Source organism: Streptococcus oralis (genome assembly GCF_023109315.1).
Lineage (GTDB): Bacteria > Bacillota > Bacilli > Lactobacillales > Streptococcaceae > Streptococcus > Streptococcus oralis_BS.
Map to the genome: position 1 here is coordinate 95,571 of NZ_JALDUF010000005.1, position 25,935 is coordinate 121,505.

General features: G+C 43.3%; 16 protein-coding genes and 1 pseudogene. 8 read left to right on the forward strand and 9 right to left on the reverse strand.

What is annotated here, in order from left to right:
- Positions 1 to 232: 232 nt before the first annotated feature.
- The gene (locus M1F74_RS07355) at positions 233 to 5,341 is read left to right on the forward strand and encodes an SIALI-17 repeat-containing surface protein (protein WP_247946707.1); all 5,109 of its coding nucleotides are present in this window, start codon (positions 233 to 235) and stop codon (positions 5,339 to 5,341) included.
- A 69-nt stretch (positions 5,342 to 5,410) separates the two neighbouring features.
- Here the strand turns inward: M1F74_RS07355 and mraY are convergent, their stop codons facing one another.
- Genes mraY through rsmH form a run of 4 tightly spaced genes read right to left on the reverse strand, consistent with a single transcriptional unit; the run spans position 5,411 to position 9,930 of the window.
- Positions 5,411 to 6,391, reverse strand: coding sequence for a phospho-N-acetylmuramoyl-pentapeptide-transferase (gene mraY, locus M1F74_RS07360; RefSeq protein ID WP_247946708.1), 981 nt, complete (start codon positions 6,389 to 6,391; stop codon positions 5,411 to 5,413).
- A gap of 1 nt (position 6,392) precedes the next feature.
- Positions 6,393 to 8,648: a penicillin-binding protein PBP2X gene (pbp2X, locus tag M1F74_RS07365; protein ID WP_247946709.1), complete on the reverse strand. Its 2,256-nt coding sequence runs from the start codon at positions 8,646 to 8,648 to the stop codon at positions 6,393 to 6,395.
- A gap of 3 nt (positions 8,649 to 8,651) precedes the next feature.
- The gene (gene ftsL, locus M1F74_RS07370) at positions 8,652 to 8,969 is read right to left on the reverse strand and encodes a cell division protein FtsL (protein WP_000840799.1); all 318 of its coding nucleotides are present in this window, start codon (positions 8,967 to 8,969) and stop codon (positions 8,652 to 8,654) included.
- A gap of 10 nt (positions 8,970 to 8,979) precedes the next feature.
- Positions 8,980 to 9,930, reverse strand: a complete 951-nt coding sequence (gene rsmH / locus M1F74_RS07375) for a 16S rRNA (cytosine(1402)-N(4))-methyltransferase RsmH (RefSeq protein WP_247946710.1) — start codon at positions 9,928 to 9,930, stop codon at positions 8,980 to 8,982.
- A 162-nt stretch (positions 9,931 to 10,092) separates the two neighbouring features.
- Between rsmH and M1F74_RS07380 the strand changes: the two genes are divergently transcribed.
- The 7 genes and pseudogenes from M1F74_RS07380 to M1F74_RS07410 all read left to right on the forward strand — a co-directional run.
- The gene (locus M1F74_RS07380) at positions 10,093 to 10,287 is read left to right on the forward strand and encodes a helix-turn-helix transcriptional regulator (protein ID WP_001082470.1); all 195 of its coding nucleotides are present in this window, start codon (positions 10,093 to 10,095) and stop codon (positions 10,285 to 10,287) included.
- 15 nt (positions 10,288 to 10,302) lie between these two features.
- Positions 10,303 to 10,845, forward strand: coding sequence for a DUF3278 domain-containing protein (locus tag M1F74_RS07385; RefSeq protein WP_247946711.1), 543 nt, complete (start codon positions 10,303 to 10,305; stop codon positions 10,843 to 10,845).
- Positions 10,846 to 10,855: 10 nt separating this feature from the next.
- On the forward strand, positions 10,856 to 11,197 hold the full coding sequence (locus M1F74_RS07390) for a hypothetical protein (protein ID WP_247946712.1): 342 nt from the start codon (positions 10,856 to 10,858) through the stop codon (positions 11,195 to 11,197).
- 12 nt (positions 11,198 to 11,209) lie between these two features.
- Positions 11,210 to 11,788, forward strand: coding sequence for a DUF3278 domain-containing protein (locus M1F74_RS07395; protein WP_247946713.1), 579 nt, complete (start codon positions 11,210 to 11,212; stop codon positions 11,786 to 11,788).
- Positions 11,785 to 12,261 carry a glutathione peroxidase gene (locus M1F74_RS07400; protein ID WP_247946714.1) on the forward strand — a complete coding sequence of 159 codons (477 nt, stop codon included), beginning with the start codon at positions 11,785 to 11,787 and terminating at the stop codon, positions 12,259 to 12,261. The genes M1F74_RS07395 and M1F74_RS07400 overlap by 4 nt, the downstream gene beginning before the upstream one ends.
- A gap of 341 nt (positions 12,262 to 12,602) precedes the next feature.
- A complete protein-coding gene (locus M1F74_RS07405; RefSeq protein WP_247946715.1) occupies positions 12,603 to 18,752 on the forward strand; it encodes an alpha-L-fucosidase in 6,150 nt (2,049 codons plus the stop codon).
- Positions 18,753 to 19,357: 605 nt separating this feature from the next.
- Positions 19,358 to 19,907, forward strand: a pseudogene (locus M1F74_RS07410) (tyrosine-type recombinase/integrase); the annotation flags it as partial.
- Positions 19,908 to 20,013: 106 nt separating this feature from the next.
- Here M1F74_RS07410 and rpsI read toward each other — a convergent pair.
- From rpsI to pheT, 5 genes are all read right to left on the reverse strand, one after another.
- Positions 20,014 to 20,406: a 30S ribosomal protein S9 gene (gene rpsI / locus M1F74_RS07415; protein ID WP_000075973.1), complete on the reverse strand. Its 393-nt coding sequence runs from the start codon at positions 20,404 to 20,406 to the stop codon at positions 20,014 to 20,016.
- Between the two features lie 18 nt (positions 20,407 to 20,424).
- On the reverse strand, positions 20,425 to 20,871 hold the full coding sequence (rplM, locus tag M1F74_RS07420; protein WP_001044624.1) for a 50S ribosomal protein L13: 447 nt from the start codon (positions 20,869 to 20,871) through the stop codon (positions 20,425 to 20,427).
- Between the two features lie 210 nt (positions 20,872 to 21,081).
- Complete coding sequence (locus tag M1F74_RS07425; protein ID WP_247946716.1) at positions 21,082 to 22,281, reverse strand: ABC transporter permease; 1,200 nt, start codon at positions 22,279 to 22,281, stop codon at positions 21,082 to 21,084.
- Positions 22,278 to 23,171, reverse strand: coding sequence for an ABC transporter ATP-binding protein (locus tag M1F74_RS07430; RefSeq protein WP_247946717.1), 894 nt, complete (start codon positions 23,169 to 23,171; stop codon positions 22,278 to 22,280). The genes M1F74_RS07425 and M1F74_RS07430 overlap by 4 nt, the downstream gene beginning before the upstream one ends.
- A gap of 250 nt (positions 23,172 to 23,421) precedes the next feature.
- Positions 23,422 to 25,827 (reverse strand): phenylalanine--tRNA ligase subunit beta, encoded by a 2,406-nt coding sequence (pheT, locus tag M1F74_RS07435; RefSeq protein WP_247946718.1) that lies wholly within the window; start codon positions 25,825 to 25,827, stop codon positions 23,422 to 23,424.
- Between the last annotated feature and the right edge of the window lie 108 nt (positions 25,828 to 25,935).

Sequence of the window (25,935 nt, forward strand, 5' to 3'; positions counted from 1 at the left end):
GCCAATTCTAAGCTAGTCTTACAATCAGATTGAACTATGAAATTACGAATAATTCCACCCTTTCCTCTCTTTCTTCTACTATTTTAAGAAAAAACAACAACAAATATGACTCTTGCTAAAAAGCTATTGACAAATGCTAGATGACCAGTAGAATGGGAGGTAAATAGAAACAAAAATATAGGGATTTGCTTTACAAAATGTAAACGGTTCCAAAAACATAAAGGAGATTTCTATGGACAAAAGATTTTGGGAGAAATCCTGTCGCTATAGCATCCGTAAGCTGACGGTTGGGACTGCTTCTGTTTTGCTGGGGGCTGTTTTTCTAGTCAACCATACTGTAGTCGCAGACAGTGTTGAGGTCAAACAAACTGAACCAACCTCTGTCGAATCTATCACTAAGCCTGATAGTGAATCCAAAGCTGCTGAAGCGACTGAAACTACAAATCCGTCTCTAGCAGAAAGTCCAGTAGTTTCCGAAAGTAAGCCAGCTAACGAGACTCAGACGACAAATAGTCAAGCTAGTGAGGAAGCCATTGTAGAAGCTAAAGAAAATAAGGAACCTGAAAAAGCAGATCAGCCCGTGACAAAGCAAGAAAACTATCAACTCAACTACAATCAACCAACAGCTCCCTCTTATGATGGATGGGAAAAACAAGCCCTTCCAGTTGGGAATGGTGAGATGGGAGCTAAGGTCTTTGGTCTAATCGGTGAAGAAAGAATCCAGTATAACGAAAAGACCCTCTGGTCAGGAGGTCCTCAGCCCGATAGCACCGACTATAATGGTGGGAACTACAAGGATCGCTACAAAGTCTTAGCAGAAATTCGTAAGGCTCTAGAAGATGGAGACCGCCAAAAAGCCAAACAACTGGCTGAACAAAATTTAGTTGGGCCTAATAATCCCCAATATGGTCGCTACCTAGCCTTTGGTGATATCTTCATGGTCTTCAATAACCAGAAAAAGGGGCTGGATACCGTAACAGATTATCACCGTGGTTTGGATATCACAGAGGCCACTACGACTACTTCTTACACCCAAGATGGGACGACCTTCAAACGCGAAACCTTCTCCAGCTATCCTGATGATGTCACCGTGACCCACTTGACTAAAAAAGGAAACAAGACGCTTGACTTTACTCTTTGGAACAGCTTGACTGAGGACTTGCTTGCTAATGGTGATTACTCTTGGGAATATTCCAACTATAAGAACGGACATGTTACTACAGATGAAAATGGAATTCTTCTAAAAGGAACTGTTAAAGATAACGGCCTCAAATTTGCATCCTATCTAGGAATTAAAACGGACGGAAAGGTGACTGTTCAGAATGAGACTCTAACCGTTACAGGTGCAAGCTATGCGACCCTCTATCTCAGTGCCAAGACAAACTTTGCTCAAAATCCAAAGACCAACTATCGAAAAGACATTGACCTCGAAAAAACGGTTAAAGGGATTGTAGAAGCCGCTAAGGCCAAAGACTACGAGACACTTAAAAAGGACCATATCAAGGATTATCAAAGTCTCTTTAATCGCGTTAAACTAAATCTAGGTGGAAGCAAGACAGCTCAAACGACAAAAGAGGCCCTTCAAAGCTATAACCCTAGTAAAGGGCAAAAGCTGGAAGAACTCTTCTTCCAATACGGCCGATATCTACTCATCAGTTCGTCTCGTGATCGGACAGATGCCCTTCCTGCCAACCTACAAGGAGTCTGGAATGCTGTAGATAATCCACCTTGGAACGCTGACTATCACCTCAATGTCAATTTGCAAATGAACTATTGGCCAGCTTACATGAGCAACCTTGCTGAAACAGCTAAACCAATGATCAATTATATTGACGACATGCGCTATTATGGCCGTATCGCTGCCAAAGAATACGCTGGTATCGAATCCAAAGACGGACAAGAAAATGGTTGGCTGGTCCACACTCAAGCAACACCATTTGGCTGGACTACTCCAGGTTGGAATTACTATTGGGGTTGGTCTCCAGCAGCCAACGCTTGGATGATGCAGAATGTCTATGACTACTATAAATTCACCAAGGATGAGACCTATCTCAAAGAGAAGATTTATCCTATGCTCAAGGAAACAGCTAAGTTCTGGAACTCCTTCTTGCACTACGACAAGGCCAGTGACCGTTGGGTGTCTTCTCCATCCTACTCACCAGAACACGGTACCATTACCATCGGAAATACCTTTGACCAGTCGCTAGTTTGGCAGCTATTCCACGACTACATGGAAGTTGCCAACCATCTGAAAGTCGACCAAGACTTAGTCACAGAGGTTAAGGCTAAATTTGACAAACTAAAACCCCTTCATATCAATAAAGAAGGACGTATCAAGGAATGGTATGAGGAGGACAGTCCACAATTCACTAATGAAGGGATTGAAAACAACCACCGCCACGTTTCCCATCTAGTTGGGCTCTTCCCTGGTACGCTCTTTAGCAAGGACCAGGCTGAATACCTAGAGGCTGCGCGTGCTACCTTGAACCACCGTGGAGATGGTGGTACTGGTTGGTCTAAGGCCAATAAAATCAATCTTTGGGCCCGTCTCTTAGACGGTAACCGTGCCCATCGTCTACTCGCTGAACAGCTCAAGTACTCAACCCTAGAAAACCTTTGGGATACCCACGCACCATTCCAAATCGACGGAAACTTTGGGGCAACTAGTGGGATGGCAGAAATGCTCCTTCAATCACACACTGGCTATATTGCACCATTACCAGCTCTTCCAGATGCCTGGAAAGACGGTCAAGTTTCTGGCTTGGTTGCTCGAGGAAACTTTGAAGTTAGCATGAAGTGGAAAGATAAAAACCTGCAAAGCTTGTCCTTCCTTTCAAATGTCGGTGGAGACCTAATTGTAGACTATCCAAATATCGAAGCCAGCCAAATCAAGGTCAATGGCAAACCAGTCAAGGCAACGATCCTTAAAGATAATCGTATCCAGCTTGCAACACAAAAAGGTGACGTCATTACCTTTGAACACTTCCCTGGTCGTGTAACCAGTCTAACAGCAGTTCGACAAAATGGAGTCACTGCCGAACTCACCTTTAACCAAGTAGAAGGCGCTACCCACTATGTCATCCAAAGACAAGTGAAAGACGAAACTGGCCAAACCTCTGCGACCAGAGAATTTGTAACCAATCAAACCCACTTTATTGACCGAGCACTAGATCCTCAACATGCCTACACCTATACTGTCAAGGCTATGCTGGGCGAGCTTTCCACACAAGTGTCTGAACAGGCCACTGTTGAAACCTATAGCGAGTTGATGGACGACCGAGATAGCCGCATCCAGTACGGAGCTGCCTTTGGAAACTGGGCAGACTCAGAATTATTTGGAGGAACAGAGAAATTTGCTGACCTTTCAAAAGGAGACTACACAGACGAAGACCTCACTGCCACCATTCCTTTCACTGGCGTTGGTATCGAAATCTATGGACTGAAATCGTCTGAATTAGGTCTTGCCACTGCTAAAATTGATGGCAAAGAGGTCGGAGAGCTTGACTTCCATACTGCTGGAGCAACTGAAAAAGGTAGTCTCATCGGTCGCTTCACAGGATTGTCAGACGGACCTCACACATTGACTCTTAGTGTTAAACGTGAGCACAAAGGACGTGGTAGTGAGCGCTCGAAAATTTCATTAGACTACTTCAAGATCCTAGCAGGAACAGGCAACACGATTGAAAAAATGGACGATCGTGATTCACGCATCCAGTATGGCTCCCAGTTTAAGGACTGGTCTGACCCTGAACTCTACGGTGGTACGGAAAAATACGCTGATATTAACAACAGCGACTCTAGTGCAGCTTCAGAAGCTCAGGCAACTATTTCCTTTACAGGGACAGGTATTCGAATTTATGGCTTGAAGAGCCTTGCCCTTGGACGAGCACGTGTTACACTAGATGGCAAAGAAATGACAAGTCTAGACTTCTACACTTCAGGTGCAACCGAAAAGAGAGCTTTTATTGGCGAATTTACAAACCTTACTGACGGTCCGCACACCCTGACATTACAAGTTGACCCAGATTCGCCAGAAGGTCGCAAGAAAATCTCTCTAGACTCCTTTGATATCATCAAGGCCCCTGCTGTTGGTCTAGATAGCCCGAGCATCGCGCCTCTTAAGGAAAATGACAAAACCATTTCCTTAAGCCTACCATCCGGAGATTGGGAAGCCATCGCAGTGACCTTCCCAGGTGTCAAAGATCCTCTAGTTTTGCGTAAAGTGGATGAAACGCATCTAGTTACAAGTGGAGATCAGACTATCCTATCAATCCAAGACAATCAAGTTCAAATCCCAATCCCTGACGAAACCAATCGCAAAGCTGGAAATGCCATTGAAGTTTATACCATCCAAGGAAATACCACAAGCAGCCCTATCGTGGCCGTCTTTACTAAAAAAGATGAGAAGCAGCCAACTACAAGCAAGGGGGACGAACCAGCTCCTACTGTTGAAATTCCTGAATACACCGAGCCTATCGGAACGGCAGGACAAGAGGAAGCTCCTACTGTTGAAATTCCTGAATACACCGAACCTATCGGAACAGCAGGGCAAGAAGATGCGCCTACTGTTGAAAAACCTGAGTACACCGAGCCTATCGGAACTGCGGGGCAAGAAGAAGCTCCTATTGTTGAAAAACCTGAATACAATAAGTCTATCGGGACTGCAGGGCAAGAAGTGCCACCTATTGTTGAAAAACCTGAGTACACCGAGACTTTCGGAACTCCGGGAGATCAGGCCGCTCCAACCCTTACCCTTCCTGATTATCCAGTTCGAGTCTTAAAAGATAAGGAAACTGGAGTAGAAATCATCGGTGGAGCCAGCGACTTAGAAGGAATTTCTCACGTTTCTAGCCGACGTGTCCTAGCTCAAGAACTCTTTGGCAAGACCTATGATGCTTACGATCTACAGCTTAAAAATCCAACCAATCATAGCTTGCAGCCAAAAGGCTCTGTCTTAGTTCGCTTGCCTATTTCAGCTAGCGTAGAAAATATCTACTACATCACTCCGACCAAGGAGTTGCAAGCCCTTGATTTCACCGTTCAAGACGGAAAGGTAGAATTCATCACTAATCATTTCAGTACCTATGCTGTCGTCTATCAAGCAACTGGAACAAGCTCTAACACTGAGGAAAAACCAAGTACTTCAGATGCAGAAACCTTAGCACACGAGGCTGAACAACTTTCAGCTAGTCCGATCCTTGCGAAAACTGGAAATCATTCTTCTAAAGAAGAACTTCCAGCAACAGGAGAAGCGTCCAACCCACTCCTCTTCTTAGCAGGACTCAGCCTAGCCCTTACAGCCACTTTTATGTTAAAAGGAAGAAAGGATGACTCCAACTAACCTTTAAGCACACAAAAACAGGATGAAAATCACCTTCATCCTGTTTTATTTTGTCATCAAAAGTTAGTTTTACAGTAGGTATAAAAAGGCTAAGGTCAAGAGACTTGCTAGAAGCCCAACTCCCCAAAAGAAGAAGTCAACCTTCCACTCACTCCAAGGATTGCCCTTGCCTGAGAATCCTCCAAGCTCAAAATGATGATGTACAGGTGTCATACGGAAAATACGCTTTCCACCACTAAGTTTGAAGTAGGTAACCTGCATCATAACAGAGCTTGTCTCAAAGACATAGATAATCCCAATCAGTAAAAGGGTCCATTCTTGGTGGAGGGCCATAGAGATTGCTGCCAGCATCCCACCTAAAGCCAAACTTCCCACATCTCCCATGAAGACCTTGGCAGGCTTGTGATTAAAGACGAAGAAGCCTAGCAAACCACCAATCATGGCAAGAATCACAAGAAGGATATCCAGTTGATTTTGCATATAAGCAATTACACCGTAGGCCGATAAGCTAATCACCACTGAAATACTTGCTAAGCCGTCAATCCCGTCCGTCAGATTCACCGCATTTGAAAAACCTACTAGCCAGAAAAGGGCAAAGAAAATATAGAAAATTCCCAGATGAACTTGGTAGCCAAAGACTGAAAGCATGTCGCCACCACGCTCATAAAAGAGGTAGAAAATCACTCCTCCAAGCAACTGGAGAGCAAGCTTTTGTTTAGGATTCAATCCTTCGTTGATCTTACGGAAAATTTTGAGGAAGTCATCCAAAAAGCCTACCAAACCATACAAAACCAAGATAAACAAAATCATGCCTACATTGTTGGTAAATTGTTGGGTAAAGAGAGCAACAAGGAAGCTCACTACTACTGCAACGATCAGGAAGACAAGACCTCCCATGGTTGGAGTCCCAGCTTTAGCTTGGTGTTGCTTGACATCCTCGTGCATCTGCTGTCCTGTAATCTGTGCTTTTCGATAAAATCGGATAAAGGCTGGAATACCTATCAAGGTCAATAGAAAGGCTAGAACTCCAGCACTAATGGAACTAATCATCTTAATCTCCTAAAGTTATTTTCATTTTTTTAATGTCTTTGAGGGCTGTATTGGCACGGACACTTTGTTTCTTGACCGTTTTGCCACTACCTTCCCACTCAACTTCTATATTTAGCCATTTGGCAAATGTTTGCACATTTTCATCTGTCCAGCCATACATATCAGGCATTTCTTCGACCTTATCTGACAGGATCAAGATTTGCTGATTGGCTTCCAAATTATCTCCTTCAGAAACCGAGAGCTCCTTGATCTTTGTTCCTGTTCCGATAACGATTGGTTGGACAAGGTTACGACGCAATTCCTCTGCTAGGTCACCCGGAGTAAAGTCCTTGGTAGCTGGCATAGCATAGCTGGTCGTCTTGCTGACCTGATCCAAGCTCTTGGCAGTTGACTGAAGATTGAGGGATTCTTTCATAGCAGAAGCTCGCTCAAGGATTGGGTTGGCAAACTCCCCAAGCTGAACGCCCGAATAATGCTCTGGCTGTTGCACCGTCACATAGAGGATAAAGTCAGGATTTTCTGCAGGATGCATTGACACAACAGAGAAGATATAGTTGGTTTCACCTGTCAGGTACCCGCCATTCTTCTCATCGGCAATCTGAGCAGTCCCTGATTTCAGGGCAACATTCTGACCTGGAACATTGACATTTGGTTTTCCTGTACTGTGGTTGTACATGGTACCGTAGACAGGATCTGTTCCGACCATGACCATGTGCTCCCGAGTAGAGGACGCTGCAGCTTTTGACACAGGATTTCCGACAATTTCCTTTTGAGACTTACGGACAGACTGGTCATTTGGATCATAGAGGGCACTGATAAATTTCGGCTCCAACATAACCCCATCGTTGGCAATGGCTGTAAAGGCACGAAGCATCTGGGTCTGGGTGACAGAGATCCCTTGTCCAAATGCACTCATGGCAATATTGACAATGTTATCAGCAGGTAATTGACCTGTGTACTCATCTGTCAGACCAAAACGAGTTGGCACCCCAAACTTAAAGCGATTGAGATAGTCCAGCCAGGTTGCATCTCCCATCTTTTGCTCAAGCAAGGTCATCCCGATATTACTTGAGTGGGCAAAACCTTGAGAGAAGGTCATGGTGCCACCACTGGTCAATCCTTCATTGACGTCCCAGTCTCGAATGGTCGCATCTGCTATTTTCAATTCACTACTGTTAAAGTATTCCCCACCAGGGAAGGTATTGTTATCAATAGCTGAGGCCAACATCATCACCTTCATGGTGGAGCCTGGCTCATAGTTACTTTGATAGAGGATATCACGCCAGACAAAGTCTTTTGTGATGCCATCCTTGGTATCGGCATTGAAGGTAGGCCGTTGCGTCGTAGCCAGGATTTCTCCTGTTTTAGCGCTAACCAAGGTAGCCGTCATATACTTGCCTTTTACCTTTTCCTGGAAGGCATCCATCTGTGTTTCCATAAAGGATTGCAAGGGACTAGAAAGGGTTGTGTACACATCCTTTCCATCTACCGTTTGTTGAGAAGCTTGATCTGTACCCGGAACAATGTTTCCCAGACGATCCTTCTCATAAGTGATAATCCCATCTGTACCTGCCAGAATGCTATTTAAAGAACTCTCCAATCCAGATGTCCCAATCAAACGTTTGGTGCCATCCTCATTTTCATGGAGTTGCGCTAAACCGATAAAGGATGAAGCAAACTGTCCATTGGGATAACTGCGATTAGGGCTAGTTGTAAAGTCAACTCCCTCAACGCCAGCAGTTTTGAGATCATTTTTAATAGCCATCATATTGGCATAGGTGATCCCATTTCCCTTGGTACCAAAAGATACCTGTTTTAGATCTGGCTGAGAAAGCTGTTCTTTGACATAGGACTCCTCCATATCCAGATACTTATGGAAAATTTCAGCTACCTTATTAAATTGAGAGTCCTCTACATAGAGAATTTTGCCTGTTGCTGACTTGTAGGTCTTGTCAATAATAGCATAGATATTATAAGATGTCGCATCCTCAGCAATAGGCGTACCATTACGATCATAGATGGTTCCCCGCTTGGCTGGAATCGTCTTGGTTGTTTGGTGAACCTTTTTGGCCTCTTTGACCAAGTCCTTACCAAATTTTTTACCCGTTCCGATAATGACCGCAAAGTTGACCAAAAAGACAGCGAAGAGTATGACAGCCAATAAACTTATGCTTTTCCCTACTCTTCTGCGGTTTTCTTCTGGAGATTTACGATTACGAACGGCATAACGGATGATTTTTTCTTTCCACTGTTTCATTTCTTACTCCGTTGCTCGGATATTCTCGTTATTCAGCTGCAAATTCTTAGAGTTTGCAATTTCTTTCAAACGTTCTGAACGAATCAATTCATTGACCTCTTGCTTGGCATCGTCTAGCTCGGTTTTCTTTTCTTCGATTTGAGCATTGACCTTGGTCAATTCATTCTGAACTTGTAATAGCTTGGTCTGCATAAACACAACGCTGACTGCCAGGATAATCATTGTTGCAGCAATCGAAACATAGAAGGCCTTTTCCACACGTGAAAAACCTTTAAACTTCGTTTGCAATAACTGGCTTGTTTTTTCGATTCTTTCTGCCATGTTTTTCCTCTTACTTGTAAATTTTTCTGGCCACGCGCAACTTAGCTGAATGCGAACGATTGTTGGCTTCTAGCTCTTCGGCACTTGGCAAGATTGGCTTACGGGATACCAATTCCATCTTGGGCTTAAGGTCATCTGGAATGAAGGGCAAGCCTTTCGGAACTTCCACTGTTGAAGCTTCTTTAAATAGTTGCTTGGTCAAACGGTCTTCCAGCGAATGGAAGGTAATGACCGAGATTCTCCCATCCAGAGACAGCATGTCCATGGCCTGCTGGATGGATTCGTCTGCAGCGCCCAGCTCATCATTGACTTCGATTCGGATAGCCTGGAAAATCTGCTTGGCAGGGTGTCCCTTTTTCTTGAGCTCCTTGGCAGGCTTGGCCGACTTGATAATCTCTGCCAACTCCGTCGTCGTCTCAATGGGTTTCACCTCACGCGCTTGCTCAATCTTACGAGCTATCTGTTTAGAAAACTTATCCTCACCATACTTGAAAAAGATCCGAACCAGGTCATGATAGTCATAATGATTGACCACCTCATAGGCCGTCAGACGAGCTTCCTGATTCATCCGCATATCCAGTGGCGCATCCTTTTTATAAGAAAAGCCACGTTCACGCTGATCTAGCTGAGGACTGGACACTCCCAAGTCATAACAAATTCCATCAATTTCCTGGACACCAGCCTCCAGCAAACGTGCCTGCAAATGACGGAAGTTGTCCTTGATAAAGGTTACCATCCCCTTTTCGATATAGGGTGCCAACCGTTTTTGCGCATTGTCAATGGCATTCTGGTCCTGGTCGAAGGCATAGAGATGCCCTTTTTCGCTCAATTTACTTAATAAATATTCGCTATGGCCTGCTCCGCCCAAAGTCGCATCAACGTAGATACCGTCAGGTTTTACGTCAAGCATATCAATCGTTTCATGAAGCAAGACCGTTACATGATGAAATTCTTTTGTCATATCCTATCTATTTTACCACAAATCTGACCAGCTTGCACTTGTCAGACAAGGCCAAGTTTCTTCGAAAAAAATTCTCAAAAATATGTCATATATACTTGACATCTCATCCCCAAAAGAATATAATGTAGTCAAATATATACGACATATCAGAAAGGAGAGCCTATGAATCGTGTTAAAGAATTCCGCAAGGAACTGGGCATTTCTCAGCTCGAGCTCGCCAAAGATATCGGTGTCTCGAGACAGACCATCAACATGATTGAAAATGACAAGTACAATCCAACCCTAGAACTCTGTCTCAACCTCGCCCGCAGCCTCCAAACTGACCTCAATAGCCTCTTTTGGGAAGACGATTTTTAAAAAAGGAGCAAACAAATGAAAAAAGAAACTCTCACTGAAAAACTCATCAAACGCATATACGGTATTTCTGGTCCCCTTGACGAACACAAACGGCGCGAGGCCGATCGTATCGGGAATCAGGTCTTTATTGTCCTCTTTTATCTGATGACATTTGGCAATCTTATCCCGCTCGCTCTTGCTTATAAATACCCGCAAATTGTCGCTATCGGTTATCCTCTCGTGGTGTTTGGCATTTCGATGGTAGCTGCCCTCTATGTGATCTCTCAAACCAAGAAAACGGGCATCACAGCTATTGATCCCGAAATGCTGAGTCAAAAAGAAAGTAAACAGCTACATTTACCTGGTCTGAAAGCAGGTCTGTTCTTTGGCATAGCGATATTTTTTATAATGCCACTCATCGATACCCTAACCAGTGAAAATCCAAATTTCATCAGTTCTCTTCTGAATTCAAAACATATTTTAAAAACGATACTGGGAGCGTTCTTTTTTGGACTGATGATGCAAATTGTTGTCTCTCTTCGCATTCGAAAAGCCAAGAAAGACCAAGAAGACGACTAGGAGGTGCCTTATGAAATCACTAGCTAGACTACTGATCATTCATGTTTTTATCAGTATCTTTATTACCTTTTTCCTACTTTCTGGACATATTGAGCATCCTTTCTTGATTATCTTTCTTTTATTCCTTCCTGTATTGAACAAGGGACAGAGATTTCAGAAAATCCAATCAAAAAAAATACGTCTTCTAAACGCATCTCTCTGTTTTATCCTCGTATCCTTTCCACAACTTTTAACAAATCCTATGGATTGGAGATACCTGGTATTTCTAATAATCTGTATCATTTTTAGTTTTGTTTACTTCTATACTCTCTATCAACTCTTTAAAGAAGTCAATCAAAAATCACTCATTTAGGAGATCACTTCCATGAAAAAAGAAGATTTCACCACTCGATTACTCAAACTATTCTTTCACATACAAGGCCCCTTTGATGAATGCCGCCAAGAGATGATCTATAGAGCTGGTGCCCGCGCCTTGATCCAAATCGTTTACTCCTCCCTCCTACTCTTCTTGTTCTATCTCCTATTTGGACGCTTCATAGAGTTGGTTCGAGATGCCATGCCCTACCTCTATTTTGGACTTATCTTCGTCCTCTCGTCTAGGGCGAGACTAGCAGTTCGCGACTTACACTTAGACAAGGATGACCAGTCCGAAATCCATCACAAAAGCTACAGCAAAAGCCAAATCAACCTTCGTAGCTGGGGTGTATTCATCAGCATTCCAATTGGCTTGTTTGTCTTATCAGCCTTTCACAAACTCTTTGTTCAGCATCTTCCCCTCGACACCTTTTGGGACAATCTCTCCCACTTCTATAAAATGCTCCCTTTACTAGTGTTGGGATTGGGTATTGGTGCCATCTTTGGAACCATGACCTACGCCTTTTTATCGGAACACGAGATGAAACACTCTGAATCAGGAATGCATAAGGAGAATATAGAAAAATGACCAGTATATATGATTTTTCCGTTTTGAACCAAAACAACCAAGCAACTCCCCTGGAGGGCTATCGTGGCAAGGTTCTCTTGATTGTCAACACTGCTACAGGATGTGGTTTAACGCCCCAGTACCAGGGGCTTCAAGAACTCTATGAACGCTATCAAGATCAGGACTTTGAAATCCTAGATTTCCCTTGCAATCAGTTTATGGGACAAGCACCCGGCAGCGCAGAGGAAATCAATAGCTTCTGCAGTCTACACTACCAGACCACTTTCCCTCGCTTTGCCAAGATCAAGGTCAACGGCAAGGAGGCAGATCCTCTTTATGTTTGGCTAAAAGACCAGAAATCTGGCCCGCTAGGAAAACGAATCGAATGGAATTTTGCTAAGTTTCTCATTGGCCGAGATGGGAAAGTCCTTGAGCGCTTCTCTTCCAAAACAGACCCCAAAACCATCCAAGAGTTCATTCAAAAATTACTCTGATTTCTTTTTAAAACGCATCCTTTCATTTAGTTTGAGCCCTGAAAGGATGCGTTTTTTCTTTAAAAAGTAACTGATTTTCTTTAATTTATATTTATTTTTTTGCTTTTTGCTATTGCAATTCTTTCATTAATTTAGTATATTTGTTATATTAAAAGTTTTCAGTCATTTTAAGGGAGGAATGACCTTTTAAATTTTTTTATCTTAAAATGAAAGCGCTTTATAAACAGGAGGTAAGGTGGCTTACAAATTATCAGAGAGTTTTTCATTAAATCAAGTTGTAACCAAGTCAGACTTGGGCTTGGGCAGTAGCTGACTGCCTTTCTAAAAACTAGGAGTATATTATGAATCGATACCTTTTTGAAAAAGGGCAAACATTTAGCATTCGGAAGTTGACTGTAGGTGTGGCATCTGTTATCGTCGGACTGACATTTTTTGCTTCTGGAACCGTGCGTGCAGACGAAACGTCTCCTGCCACAACATCCAATTTAGATCAGCAAATGAAACAAGTCGCAGATATAGAAGAGACCAAGGCTGAACCAGTCAAAAAAGAAGGTCGTGTAGAAGCCGAAAAACAAGAAACACCTGTTGCAGATACTAACAGTGCTGACTTGCTCCCTGAAGACATTCAGGACCGTGCCTATCCCGACACACCTGTCAAAGAACTCGATACGACTACTATCGTTGACCAAAAAGCTAGTCCAAAAGTAGAAACTAAGAGCATTCTAAAGGACAAGGAAGAAGCTCCAACAGAAACTGAGAACGGAAACCGTGCCATCATTAACGGTGGACAAGACCTCAAACACATCAACTACGAGGGACAACCTGCAACTGCTGCTACTATGGTTTACAGCACTTACAATGCAGGAGAACAACGCTACCTCGTTTCAGGCTCCGGAATCTTTGTAGCCCCTAACCTGATCCTTACCGTTGCTCATAACTTCCTAGAGGCCAATAAAGAAACTGGCGAAGGTCACATTCGTGGTGGAAAATCTGCCCAGTTCTACTATAACGTTGGTTCAAACAGCGAAAAGAAAAACTCACTGCCATCTTCTGGAACTACGGTTTTATTCAGAGAAAAGGACATCCATTTCTGGAACAAGAAAGAGTTTGGAAAAGGTTATAAGAACGACCTTGCTCTTGTAGAAGCTCCTATTCCTCTTCCAATTGCTAGCCCAAACAAAGAAGCAACCTTTGCACCTTTAGCGGATCACAAGACGCATCAACCAGGAGAAGCCATTAGTACGATTGGCTACCCAACTGACTCGAGCTCAAAAGAGTTGAAACAGCCTATCCTAGCTGGCCAACTTTACAAGGCTGACGGGACTATTCGATCTGTTGAGTCCTATGATGATAAGGGAACGACCGGTATCACCTACCAAACCACTTCTGTATCTGGTTTGTCTGGTGGTGGGATTGTGGATAGCCAAGGAAAAGTTCTCGGTGTTCACCAACACGGAACCGTTGACAATGGTGTTCCTGAAAAAGATCGCTTTGGTGGCGGACTCGTCCTTTCACCTGAACAACTGAAATGGGTTAAAGATATGATTGCCAAATATGGTGTGAAAGGCTGGTACCAAGGAGATAACGGAAATCGTTACTACTTTACCGATGAGGGGCGTATGCTTCGGAACGAAACAGCTGTTATCGGAAGCAACGAATATTCCTTTAACCAAGATGGGATTGCTACCTTGACCAAGGGAGTTGAATACGGTCGTGTCCTTATCCAACACGAAGACGAGGAAGGAAATCCTGTCAAAGATAATGATACCTTTATCGAACAGACAGCTGTTGATTCTCCATTTGACTACAATTTCAAAAAAGAAATCGAGAAAACGGACTTCTATCAAAAAAATAAAGACAAGTACGAAATTGTATCCATTGATGGCGTAGCAGTCAATAAACAACTAAAAGATACTTGGGCTGAAGATCACAATGTTGTCAGCAAAGCGCCTGCCGGTACACGTGTCATCAAGGTGGTCTATAAAGTCAACAAAGGCTCTTTTAAAGTTTACTACCGTCAAAAAGGAACCACTACTGAACTAGCGGAAGCGACAGTTGATAACAATGACGGTCAAGAGTATGAGGTTTCCTTTGTCAACACCTTCCATGCAAAAGACATTGCTGGCTACCGTCCAGTTAAGGCTAGCTTGGAAGCAAGGATCCAGCAAAAAGGGGTGAATGAAGTCGTCTTTGAATACGAACCAATCGCTGATACAGCCAATCCAACAACTCCGACTCCTCCAGTTGCTCATCCAGAAGATAAAGAAACTGAGATTGGCAATCATGGACCTCTTCCAAGCAAGGCCCAACTCGATTACCACAAGGAAGAATTAGCAGCCTTCATCCACTACGGAATGAACACTTATACCAATTCGGAATGGGGAAATGGGAAAGAAGACCCTCGATACTTCAATCCAACCAACTTGGATACAGACCAATGGATTCGCACCCTGAAGGAAACTGGCTTCAAACGAACCATTATGGTTGTTAAACACCACGACGGTTTCGTTGCTTACCCTTCTAAGTATACGAATCATACCGTAGCTGCTAGCCCATGGAAAGATGGAAAGGGTGACCTTCTCGAAGAAGTTTCCAAGTCTGCTAGCAAGTATGACATGAATATGGGTGTTTACTTGTCACCATGGGATGCCAATCATCCAAAATACCATGTTGCAACCGAAAAAGAATACAACCAATACTATCTCAACCAACTGAAAGAAATCCTTGGAAATCCGAAATACGGTAATAAAGGAAAATTCATCGAGGTTTGGATGGACGGTGCGCGTGGTAGCGGTGCCCAAAAAGTAACCTACACCTTTGATGAATGGTTCAAATACATCAAAGAAGCTGAAGGAGATATCGCCATCTTCTCTGCTCAACCGACAAGCGTTCGCTGGATCGGAAATGAACGTGGTATTGCAGGCGACCCTGTCTGGCATAAAGTCAAACGTGCCAACATCACAGACGATGTGAAAAATGAATACCTCAACCATGGTGACCCAGATGGTGATATGTACTCTGTAGGGGAAGCTGATGTTTCGATCCGTTCGGGCTGGTTCTATCATGACAATCAACAGCCGAAATCACTCAAAGAGTTGATGGATATCTACTTCAAGTCTGTTGGTCGTGGAACGCCACTCCTTCTCAATATTCCACCAAATAAAGAAGGAAAATTTGCAGATGCGGATGTGGCTCGCTTGAAGGAATTTAAGGCAACCCTAGACCAAATGTATGCGACTGACTTTGCCAAAGGCGCGACTGTAACAGCAAGTTCTACTCGTCAAAACCACCTTTACAAGGAAAGTCACCTCACAGACGGTAAAGATGACACTAGCTGGGCGCTCTCAAATGATGCCACAACTGGTAGCTTTACAGTTGATTTGGGCCAAAAGAGACGCTTTGACGTCGTTGAACTCAAGGAAGATATCGCCAAAGGGCAACGTATCTCTGGTTTCAAGATCGAAGTCGAAATCAACGGACGTTGGGTGACATACGGCGAAGGTTCGACCGTTGGTTACCGTCGCTTGGTTCAAGGCAAGCCTGTTGAAGCACAAAAAATCCGTGTGACCATCACCGGTGCTCAAGCAACTCCTATCTTGACCAACTTCTCAGTCTATAAGACACCAAGCAGCATTGAAAAGACAGATGGCTACCCTCTTGGACTGGAATACCACTCAAACACAACGGCAGATACAGCCGGAACAACTTGGTACAATGAATCTGAAGGTGTTCGTGGCACTTCTATGTGGACCAATCAAAAAGATGCCAAAGTAAGCTATACCTTCACAGGAACCAAGGCCTATGTCGTCTCTACAGTCGATCCAGGTCACGGAGAAATGTCCGTCTACGTTGATGGTCAAAAGGTTGCCGATGTCCAAACTAAGAATGCTAGCCGTAAACGTAGCCAAAAAGTATATGAAACAGACGATTTAGCGCCTGGTCAACACACTATTACCCTTGTAAATAAAACAGGCGAACCAATTGCTACAGAAGGAATCTACACCCTAAACAATGATAGCAAAGGGATGTTTGAACTCGAGTCTACCAACTACGAAGTCGAAAAAGGAAAACCCGTCACTGTTAAGATTAAGCGTGTTGGTGGAAGCAAGGGGGCTGCTACTGTTCGCTTCATCACAGAACCTGGAACTGGAGTTCACGGTAAAGTTTACCAAGATACAACTCAAGATGTGACCTTTAAAGACGGAGAAACAGAAAAGACTGTTACCATCCCAACGATTGACTTTACAGAACAAGCCGACTCTGTCTTTGACTTCAAAGCCAAGCTCACTTCTGTCACTGATGGTGCCCTGCTCGGTTTCGCTACTGATGCAACCATCCAAGTGATGAAAGCTGAATTGCTGATCAAGGACCAAACAAGTTATGATGACCAAGCTAGTCAGTTGGATTATAGTCCTGGCTGGCACCATGAAACCAATTCGGCAGACAAGTACCAAAAAACGGAGTCTTGGGCTTCCTTTGGCCGCTTAACTGATGAGCAAAAGAAAAAGACAACTGTCACAGCCTACTTCTACGGTACTGGACTTGATATCAAGGGCTATGTTGATCCAAATCATGGTATCTACAAAGTCTTCCTAGATGGCAAAGAAGTTCCTTACCAAGATGGCATGGGAAATGCTTCAACTATTGATGGGAAGAAATACTTTAGCGGTCGTGCAGCCCAACGCCAAGGCAATCAAACTCTGGTTAGCCTAAGAGGTCTGGACGAAAACTTGCACGCAGTCACCCTTCAGCTAGATCCTGATCGAAACGATTTGTCTCAAAATATCGGTATTCAGGTAGACCAATTCATCACTCGTGGCGAAGGTAGCGAACTCTACAGCAAGGCAGATATCATCCAGTCTATCTCTAAATGGAAAGATGATCTGTCCAACTTTGATCCAGCAGGCTTGAAAAATACGGCTACTGCACGCCAAGCTTTCCAAGCAAATCTAGAAAAATTGAGAAACCAACTCAGTGCTGAAGCTGTAGATGTTCAAGAAGTCATGTTGACGGTCAGCGCCTTACAAGATATCCTTTCCAAGGACGAGAACTATCAAAGAGGGCAAGAGGAACCTAGTCCAGATCAACCGGAACAGCCTGAAGAACCTGAGAAACCTGACCAGCCTGAGAAACCAGCTGAACCAAAACAACCTGAAATTGAGTATGATAAGGCTATGGACAGCTTGACAAAAGCTATCGAGAAAAAAGTCGCTGAGCTTGGATCCAACAAGGAAGCTAAGAAGAAATTATTAGAAATTGCTGACCAAGCCATTGCTGCAATCCAAGAAGCTAAAACTCAGGAAGCAGTCAATAAAGCGCTAGAAACTGCTCTCGAACAAATCAACAAACTCGAAGCAGCGCAACCTGAGAAACCTGCGCAACCGGAAAATCCTGTTCAGCCTGAAAATCCGACTCAACCTGAGAATCCAGTTCAACCGGAAAAACCTGCTCAACCTGAAAAGCCAGCTCAGCCTGAAAAACCAACTCAACCGGAAACTCCGGCTCAGCCTGAAAAGCCAGCGCAACCGGAAAAACCTGCTCAACCTGAGAAACCAGCGCAACCGGAAACTCCAGCGCAGCCTGAAAAGCCAGCTCATCCTGAAAAACCAGTTCAGCCTGAAAAACCAGTTCAACCGGAAAAACCTGCTCAACCTGAAAAACCAGCGCAACCGGAAACTCCAGCGCAACCGGAACAACCTGCCAAGCCTGAAAAGCCGACTCAACCTGAGAAACCGGCGCAACCTGAGAAACCGGCGCAACCTGAGAAACCGACTCAACCGGAAACTCCAGTTCAGCCTGAGAAACCGGCTCAACCTGAGAAACCAGCTCAGCCTGAAAAACCAACTCAACCGGAAACTCCGGCTCAGCCTGAAAAGCCAGCGCAACCGGAACAACCAACTCAACCTGAGAATCCAGTTCAACCGGAAAAACCTGCTCAACCGGAAAAACCAGCGCAACCTGAGAAACCAATCACTTCTTCAAGTCCTGAGGAAGGGGTTAAAGACCTTGTCTTTACACTTCCAAGCTTGGAAATCGTCAATAAGGTCGTACCATTCAAGACTATCCGTCGCGAAAACCCACAATTAGACAAAGGAAAAGAGCAAGTTCTATCAGAAGGGAAAGACGGTCTCTTAGTCGAGTATGTTGAAGTGGATGGTAACAATCGCAAGGTTCTCCAAACAGAAGCAACTCCAGCTCAAGATCGAGTGATTGAGGTAGGTAGCAAACAAAGCTCAGTTGGAACAGAAGCGCCACCAGTTGTGACTCTTCCTGAGTATGTTCTACCAAGAGAGACTGAAAAACCTGCTCCAACCGTAACAGATAATTCATCAGCAAAAGATGAAAAAGCTCCTGTTACAGCTACAATCAAAGAAGACAAGGAAAGACTACTCCCTGCAACTGGGGAACAAGAAGCAACTGCCTTCCTCTTCTTGGCAGTCATTACTTCAATCTTGTCTCTCCTCATCTTCCAAAGGAATTTTAAAGACTAATAACCCTCTTTGATCGATTCCTTCTAATTATTCAGTTCCCCCGTAGAGAAGACCATCTGGTCTTCTCTTTTTTTCACGATCAACCTTGTGTGAAAAAATCCATAAAGGATCCCAAAATTTAATTGAACTTTTTATAAATTCACAGTACTGAACGCCCATATTTTTCTAGCCTCCTACTTAAATAGTTTCCTCTAAAACTTACTCGAGCCATCTCCATTCACAGAATTCACATTCATCACTTAGTAGGACAAACACTTCTCAAATCAATTGTTATCCCTTAACGATCTATTATTTCATTTCAGATGACAAGTCTCCATCAATACCCTATATTTTATAGGCTAGAATACTAAAAAAGTTCAAGGGCATACTTTATTATTTATAGAAAAAATTACTTATAAATATTATGTAAATTGATTCTTAATAACGTTTAAAAGCGTCACTGATTTTTCAAGATAAAAAAATAGTCCAGAACAGTTGTTCTGGACTATTTCCTTTCCAATTACTTCCTAAGAACTAACTGAAAATCATCTGACTCTATAATTTCTGTAGTGGGTAAAACTACTGTAGAAATTGTGGAGCCTATTTTGTTATAGAAAAAAAGTCATATATTCTATCTCACCTTTTTCTTAGGCGATAGAAAATCAGAAACCTATGCTCTCCAATGGAAACATATCAATTATAAAAAAATGAAATTCTCATTGAACAAACATTAGACAAATTCGGGAATCTGAAATCAACCAAAGGAAATAAAAAAACTCTATTTAAAGCTCCTAAAGAACTAATAAATATCCTGACCAATTGGAAAATAGAACAAAAAAGCAACTAAAGCTGTTTGGAATCAGACAGAATGAAAAGCAATTCGTTTTCACATACAATAATAGAAAAAACGGTATTAACGTTCCACTTCATATTGATTACCTTAATCATCGAATGAATACTATTCGAAGAAGACATCCGGAACTTCCTCCAGCATCTCCTCACAAATTAAAACACACTGGAGCAACTTTGGCAAGACGGGCTGGAACATCATTAAATGCTATTTCAGAAGCACTTACTCATAGTGGCATCTAAATAACGAAGACTTATGTCAATACTACAGAAACAGTAAATCAAACAGCAGGAGAAATAGCCTTTAGAAGTCTCAAAAAGCAATAGGGTGAACTTGGGGTGAATTTTGGGGTGAACTTTAGTTTTTTGAACAAAAAAAGACATCCAAGAGTAAATTCTTGAATGTCTGTAAACGTTGATATAATCGTGTCGATTAACGTTTTGAGAATTGTGATGCTTTACGAGCTTTCTTAAGACCTGGTTTCTTACGCTCAACTTTACGTGAGTCACGTGTAAGAAGTCCTGCGCGTTTCAATGAATCGCGGAAGTCTGGGTCTACTTGAAGAAGGGCACGAGCGATACCGTGACGGATAGCTCCTGATTGACCAGCGTATCCACCACCTACAACGTTAACGAAAACGTCGTATGAACCTACAGTTGAAGTAACTGCGAATGGTTGGTTGATTACAAGACGAAGGTCAGCGTGTGGGATGTACTCTTCAACATCTTTTTTGTTAACAGTGATTTTACCAGTTCCTGGAACAAGGCGAACGCGTGCAACAGCGTTTTTACGACGTCCAGTACCTGCATATTGTGCTTGTGACATACTTTATTGTTCCTTTCCTTAGATAAGTCCTGAAATATCAAGAACTTCTGGTTGTTGTGCAGCGTGAGTGTGCTCAGCTCCAACGAATACTTTCAATTTCATACCTTGAGCGCGGCCAAGAGTATTGTGTGGAAGCATACCTTTAACTGATTTTTCGATCAAACGTACTGCATTTTTAGAACGAAGTTCACCAGCAGAGATTTGTTTCAATCCACCTGGGTGGTTTGAGTGAGTGTAGTAGATCTTATCAGTTGCTTTTTTACCAGTCAATTTAACTTTTTCAGCATTGATAACGATTACGAAGTCACCTGTATCAGTGTGTGGTGTGAATGTTGGTTTGTTTTTTCCGCGAAGTACGCTAGCAACAACTGCTGAAAGGCGTCCAAGAGGTACATCAGTTGCGTCAACAACGTACCATTTGCGTTCTACTTGGCCTGGTTTAGCCATGAATGTAGTTTTGTTCATGATTTCTCCTATATGAATATCGTTTTTGTTTACTGGGCGGATGTTCCGGTCCGCGAGGTATTTGAAAGGTTCCGGGGCCTTACAAATGGGGTAAACAATACCGTCTACTATCATACCAAATTTCACTACTAAAAGTCAATAGATATGAAAAATATTTTTGCCGATTTCAGTGTTTAACATCTAGAAAAACCTCGCTTTTGCGAGGCTTTCCTATTTATAAGCTAAGGCACGTTTAAAGGTTTTCCAGATTCCCAAATCATCTGTTTGAAGGACTAGACTAGCATACATGCGTCCGATAAAGGCTGTTGCAGTGACTGCAAAAACAACCGTTATGGCAAGCGAAATCCAAGCTTCCAGACCACTGGCATACCCATTTATAGCTCTAAATGGCATAAAGAAGGTCGAGATGAAAGGAATATAGGAACCAATTTTCAGAACTAAATTATCCCCAGCAGCACCTAGAGAGGTCACACCGACAAATCCTGCTATAATCAAGATCATCAATGGCGACAAGGCCTTTCCTGAATCCTCAGGGCGAGAAACCATAGAGCCTAGGAAGGCTGCTAAAACAACGTACATAAAGAGACTAACCAAGACAAACAATAAGGTATTGAGCGAGAAGGCCTCTCCTATATGGTTTAAAATACCAGATTGTGCCAAGATAGGGATATCTTTAAAGAGCAGAATAGCAGCCAGCCCACCCACGACGTAAATGCCAATATGGGTCAAAATCACAAGAAGAAGAGCCAGCATGCGAGCGTAGAAATAATGACTAGCTCGGATACTAGAGAAGACCACTTCCATGATTTTGGTTCCTTTCTCGCTAGCCACTTCCTGAGCAGTGACACTAGCATAAGTAATCAAGATCATATAAAGGAAGAAACCAAGCCCCGCAGCCGCAATGGTTTGGACCATCTTTTTATTTTCTTTGGATTCATCAATCTTCTCAGTAAAGTCAACAGTTTGAGCCAGGCGTTTTTCCTGTTCTTGAGACAAATTGGCTGCCGAACGATTGAGTTGGTATTGCAGTTCATTTAGCTTATTGGTTACTGCTAGTTTGATGCCACTTTCAAGAGAAGTTTCACCGTGATAGACGGCCTTGAGAACGCTGTCCTCTTGGTCAATGGTTAGGTATCCCTTGATTTTCTCATCCTTGATAGCAGCTTGAGCACTGGCTTCATCCTTATAATCAAAGTTGATACCATTGGTACCCTTGAGCCCTTCTTCCACAGATGGCACAGTTGTTACTACTGCTATCTTGCTATTCTTGGCCATAGAAGACCCTTGGAGATAGCCAATTCCTACAGATAAGGCTAAAAAGAGGAACGGCGAAATCACCATAAAGAAGAAACTCCACGACTTGACATGTCGAAGATAGGTTTCCTTCATTACAACCCACATATTTCTCATACTTCCACCCCTGATTCTAGTTTAAAGATTTCATCGATTGTTGGAGCTTGTTGGTCAAAGGTCGCGATATATTGACCTTGAGTGAGGATGGGGAAGAGTTCCCTTCCAGCGCTCTCATCATCTAGGATCAATTTCCAACTACCTTGCTTGGTCAAGCTCACCTGTTTGACATGAGGAAGTTTTTCCAGTTCTTCCTTGCTTTGTTCACTTGAAACAAAAAGACGTGTTTTCCCATATTGATTACGGACATCCTGAACAGGTCCATGCAAGACCACACGCCCATCTCGAATCATCAGAATATCATCGCAAAGTTCCTCAACATTGGTCATGACATGGTCAGAAAAGATAATGATTGCACCACGCTCTTTCTCTTTCAAGATGACCTGTTTGAGCAACTCGGTATTGACTGGGTCCAAACCACTAAAAGGCTCATCCAGGATAATCAAGTCTGGCTCATGGATCAGGGTGATAATGAGCTGAATTTTCTGCTGATTCCCTTTGGAGAGACTCTTGATTTTATCAGTCAATTTGCCCTTCACTTCCAATTTTTCCATCCATTGAGGGAGTTTTTCCTTGACCTCCTTAGCATCCATGCCCTTTAGAGTAGCCAAGTAGCGAACTTGCTCAAGGACTGTCAACTTGGGCATGAGGCTACGTTCCTCAGGCAGATAGCCAATCCGAGCGTAGGTCTCCTGACGAATCTTCTGTCCATCCAGACTGATCTCTCCTTTATACTCTAAAAATTTCAACATACTGTGGAAAATCGTTGTTTTCCCAGCACCATTTTTTCCGACCAAGCCCAGAATCCGTCCTGGACTTGCCTGAAAATCGACACCAAACAAGACTTGCTTGGAACCGAAACTTTTCTCTAGATTTCTTACTTCTAGCATCTTCCACCTCCGAGATATGTTGCACTTATTATACTCCTTTTTGATAGCCTTTACAACGTTTTATGTCCATTTTTATCGATATTATTTATAGTAAAAATCTACCAAATCTAAGGTTTTTAAGCGCTCTAGTAATAGGTTTAGTATAGCTCATTAAAAATTGGATAGGGTGTCTTTCTCCTCAACTGTCGCTTTTCTCTTCTGAACTGTTCTCTTAAAACTAAAAATCCACCCCGAAGGATGGATTGATGAGTTAACGCACTTCTGCATTGACTTTTTCTTCGAGTGATGCTTGGATTTTTTCCATGTAGCGTGCGACTTCTTCGTCTGTCAAGCTATCTTCTGGATTTTGGAAGGTCAAGCTATAAGCCATTGACTTCATGCCAACTCCCAGTTTTTCGCCTGAGAAGACGTCAAAGAGTTTGATATCAGTCAAACGTTTCACGCCTGCAGCTTGGATAGCATCTACAACTTCTTGATGAGTGACTTCTGCCTTGAGGAGTAGAGCCACGTCACGGCTGACTGCTGGGAATTTTGTGATTTCCACAAATGGAGCAGCTGGTTGAAGGGCAGCTTCAATAGCTGAAAGGTTGAGCTCCGCTACATACGTTTCTGGGATATCGTAAGCCTTGGCAGTAACTGGATGCACTTGGCCAAGGAAACCAAGAACTTGGTCACCGAGTGAAATCACGGCTGTACGTCCTGGGTGGAGGCTAGTGATTTCAGAGGTTGCTGTATAAGTCACTTCTAGTCCCAAGCGAGTAAAGAGCGCTTCTAGGATTCCCTTAGCGTAGAAGAAATCAACTGGAACTGCTGCCGTTTGGAAATCTTTTTCAGCAACCAAGCCGGTTAAGGCAAAGGCAAAACTGTTGATTTCGTTTGGAAGTTCTTCTTTTGGATTGCCTGTTTGTTCAAAGACTTTTCCAATCTCGTAAAGAGCCAAGTTTTTGTTCTTACGAGCCACGTTGTAGGCAACGGTATCAAGGATACCTGAGACCATATTTTGACGGAGGACAGAACGGTCCACAGTCATTGGCCACATGAGTTCTGTAAGGTTACTTGGTTGAGCCGTAAACTCAACTGCTTTTTCAGGAGTTGTCAGAGCGTAGGTAATAATCTCTGTCAAACCTGCTCCTTCAGCGATCGTACGAACTTGGCGGCGCAATTTTTGTGTCGCAGTCAATTCACCAGCTGTACCGTCATCTTTTGGAAGACTGGTTGGCAAGCGATCATAACCATAGATACGGGCAATTTCTTCAAAGAGGTCTGCTTCGATGGTAATATCCCAACGACGACGGGGTACGCTGACTGTAAAGCTTTCTGCATTGCCAGAAAGGCCAAAGCCAAGACGACGGAAGACATCTTCCACATCAGCATAGGAAAGCTCCGTACCAAGGACGCGGTTAACGTCTGCAAGGGTTGAAGAAACTTCTACATCAGAAGTGTCAAGCTCACCCGCTGAAACGATTCCCTTACGCACCGTCGCACCTGCAAGTTCTGCAATCATGCTCGCTGCAGCATCCAAGGCCTCATCGACTGTTGCCACATTAATCCCTTTTTCAAAACGAGAAGATGATTCCGAACGAAGGTTAAGGCGTCCGCTAGTCTTACGAATGGATGTGCCATTGAAAACAGCTGCCTCTAACACAACTCGACTTGATTTTTCAGAGATTTCTGTAGCCTCTCCACCCATGACACCTGCAAGGGCTACTGGTTTGTCTGCGACAGTGATGACTAAGTCATTTGTTTCCAACTCACGTTCTTCACCGTCCAAGGTTACCAATTTTTCACCAGCACGCGCTTCACGCACACGGATGTCATTGCCTTCAAAGGTATCCAAATCAAAAGCATGCATAGGCTGACCAAAATAGAGTAGGATATAGTTGGTCACGTCGACCACATTATTGATGGGACGGATACCTTCGTTCATAAGAAGATTTTGCAACCATTGCGGACTTGGTGCGATGGTCACATTGTCCAAGATACGGGCTGCATAGTATGGTGCCTTGTCTGTCTTAATGCCTACAGAAAGAGCGTCTGCTGCAACTTCATTTGTTTCTGTCAGAGTAAATTCTTTAAAATTGACTGCCTTGTCATAGATGGCTGCTACTTCGTGCGCTACTCCACGCATAGATAGAGCGTCTGCACGGTTTGGCGTGATAGAAAGTTCGATGATTTCGTCATCCAAGTCTAGGTAAGAGAAGACTTCCTCACCTGGTACTGCATCTTCTGGCAAGATTTGAATACCATCTGCAAATTCCTTTGGTACGACTGAGTCAGAAATTCCCAATTCACCAAGTGAACAGATCATTCCAAGTGACTCCAAGCCACGGATTTTCCCTTTTTTGATCTTGTAATTATCCGCGATACGAGCTCCTGGAAGTGCCACCATGACCTTGATACCAGTACGCACATTTGGGGCACCACAAACGATCTGACGGGCTTCTTCTTCACCAACGTTAACCTGACAGACATGCAAGTGTGTTTCTGGCACATCTTCGCAAGACAAGACTTCACCGACGACAATTTTTGAGAGACCGGCAGCCGGTGATTCGACACCTTCGACCTCGATCCCCGTAGTTGACATTTTTTCAGCCAACTCTTGTGATGGCACATCAATGTCCACCAATTCTTTTAACCATTTATAAGATACAAGCATAATTCTGATTGTAAGATCTCACCAAGTAAGACCTTTTCAATTCCTTTCTTTTTCTTCGAGTCAGTCCTCACCTTCTCATCGAGAGAAAATGACTAGGACTGTATAGGA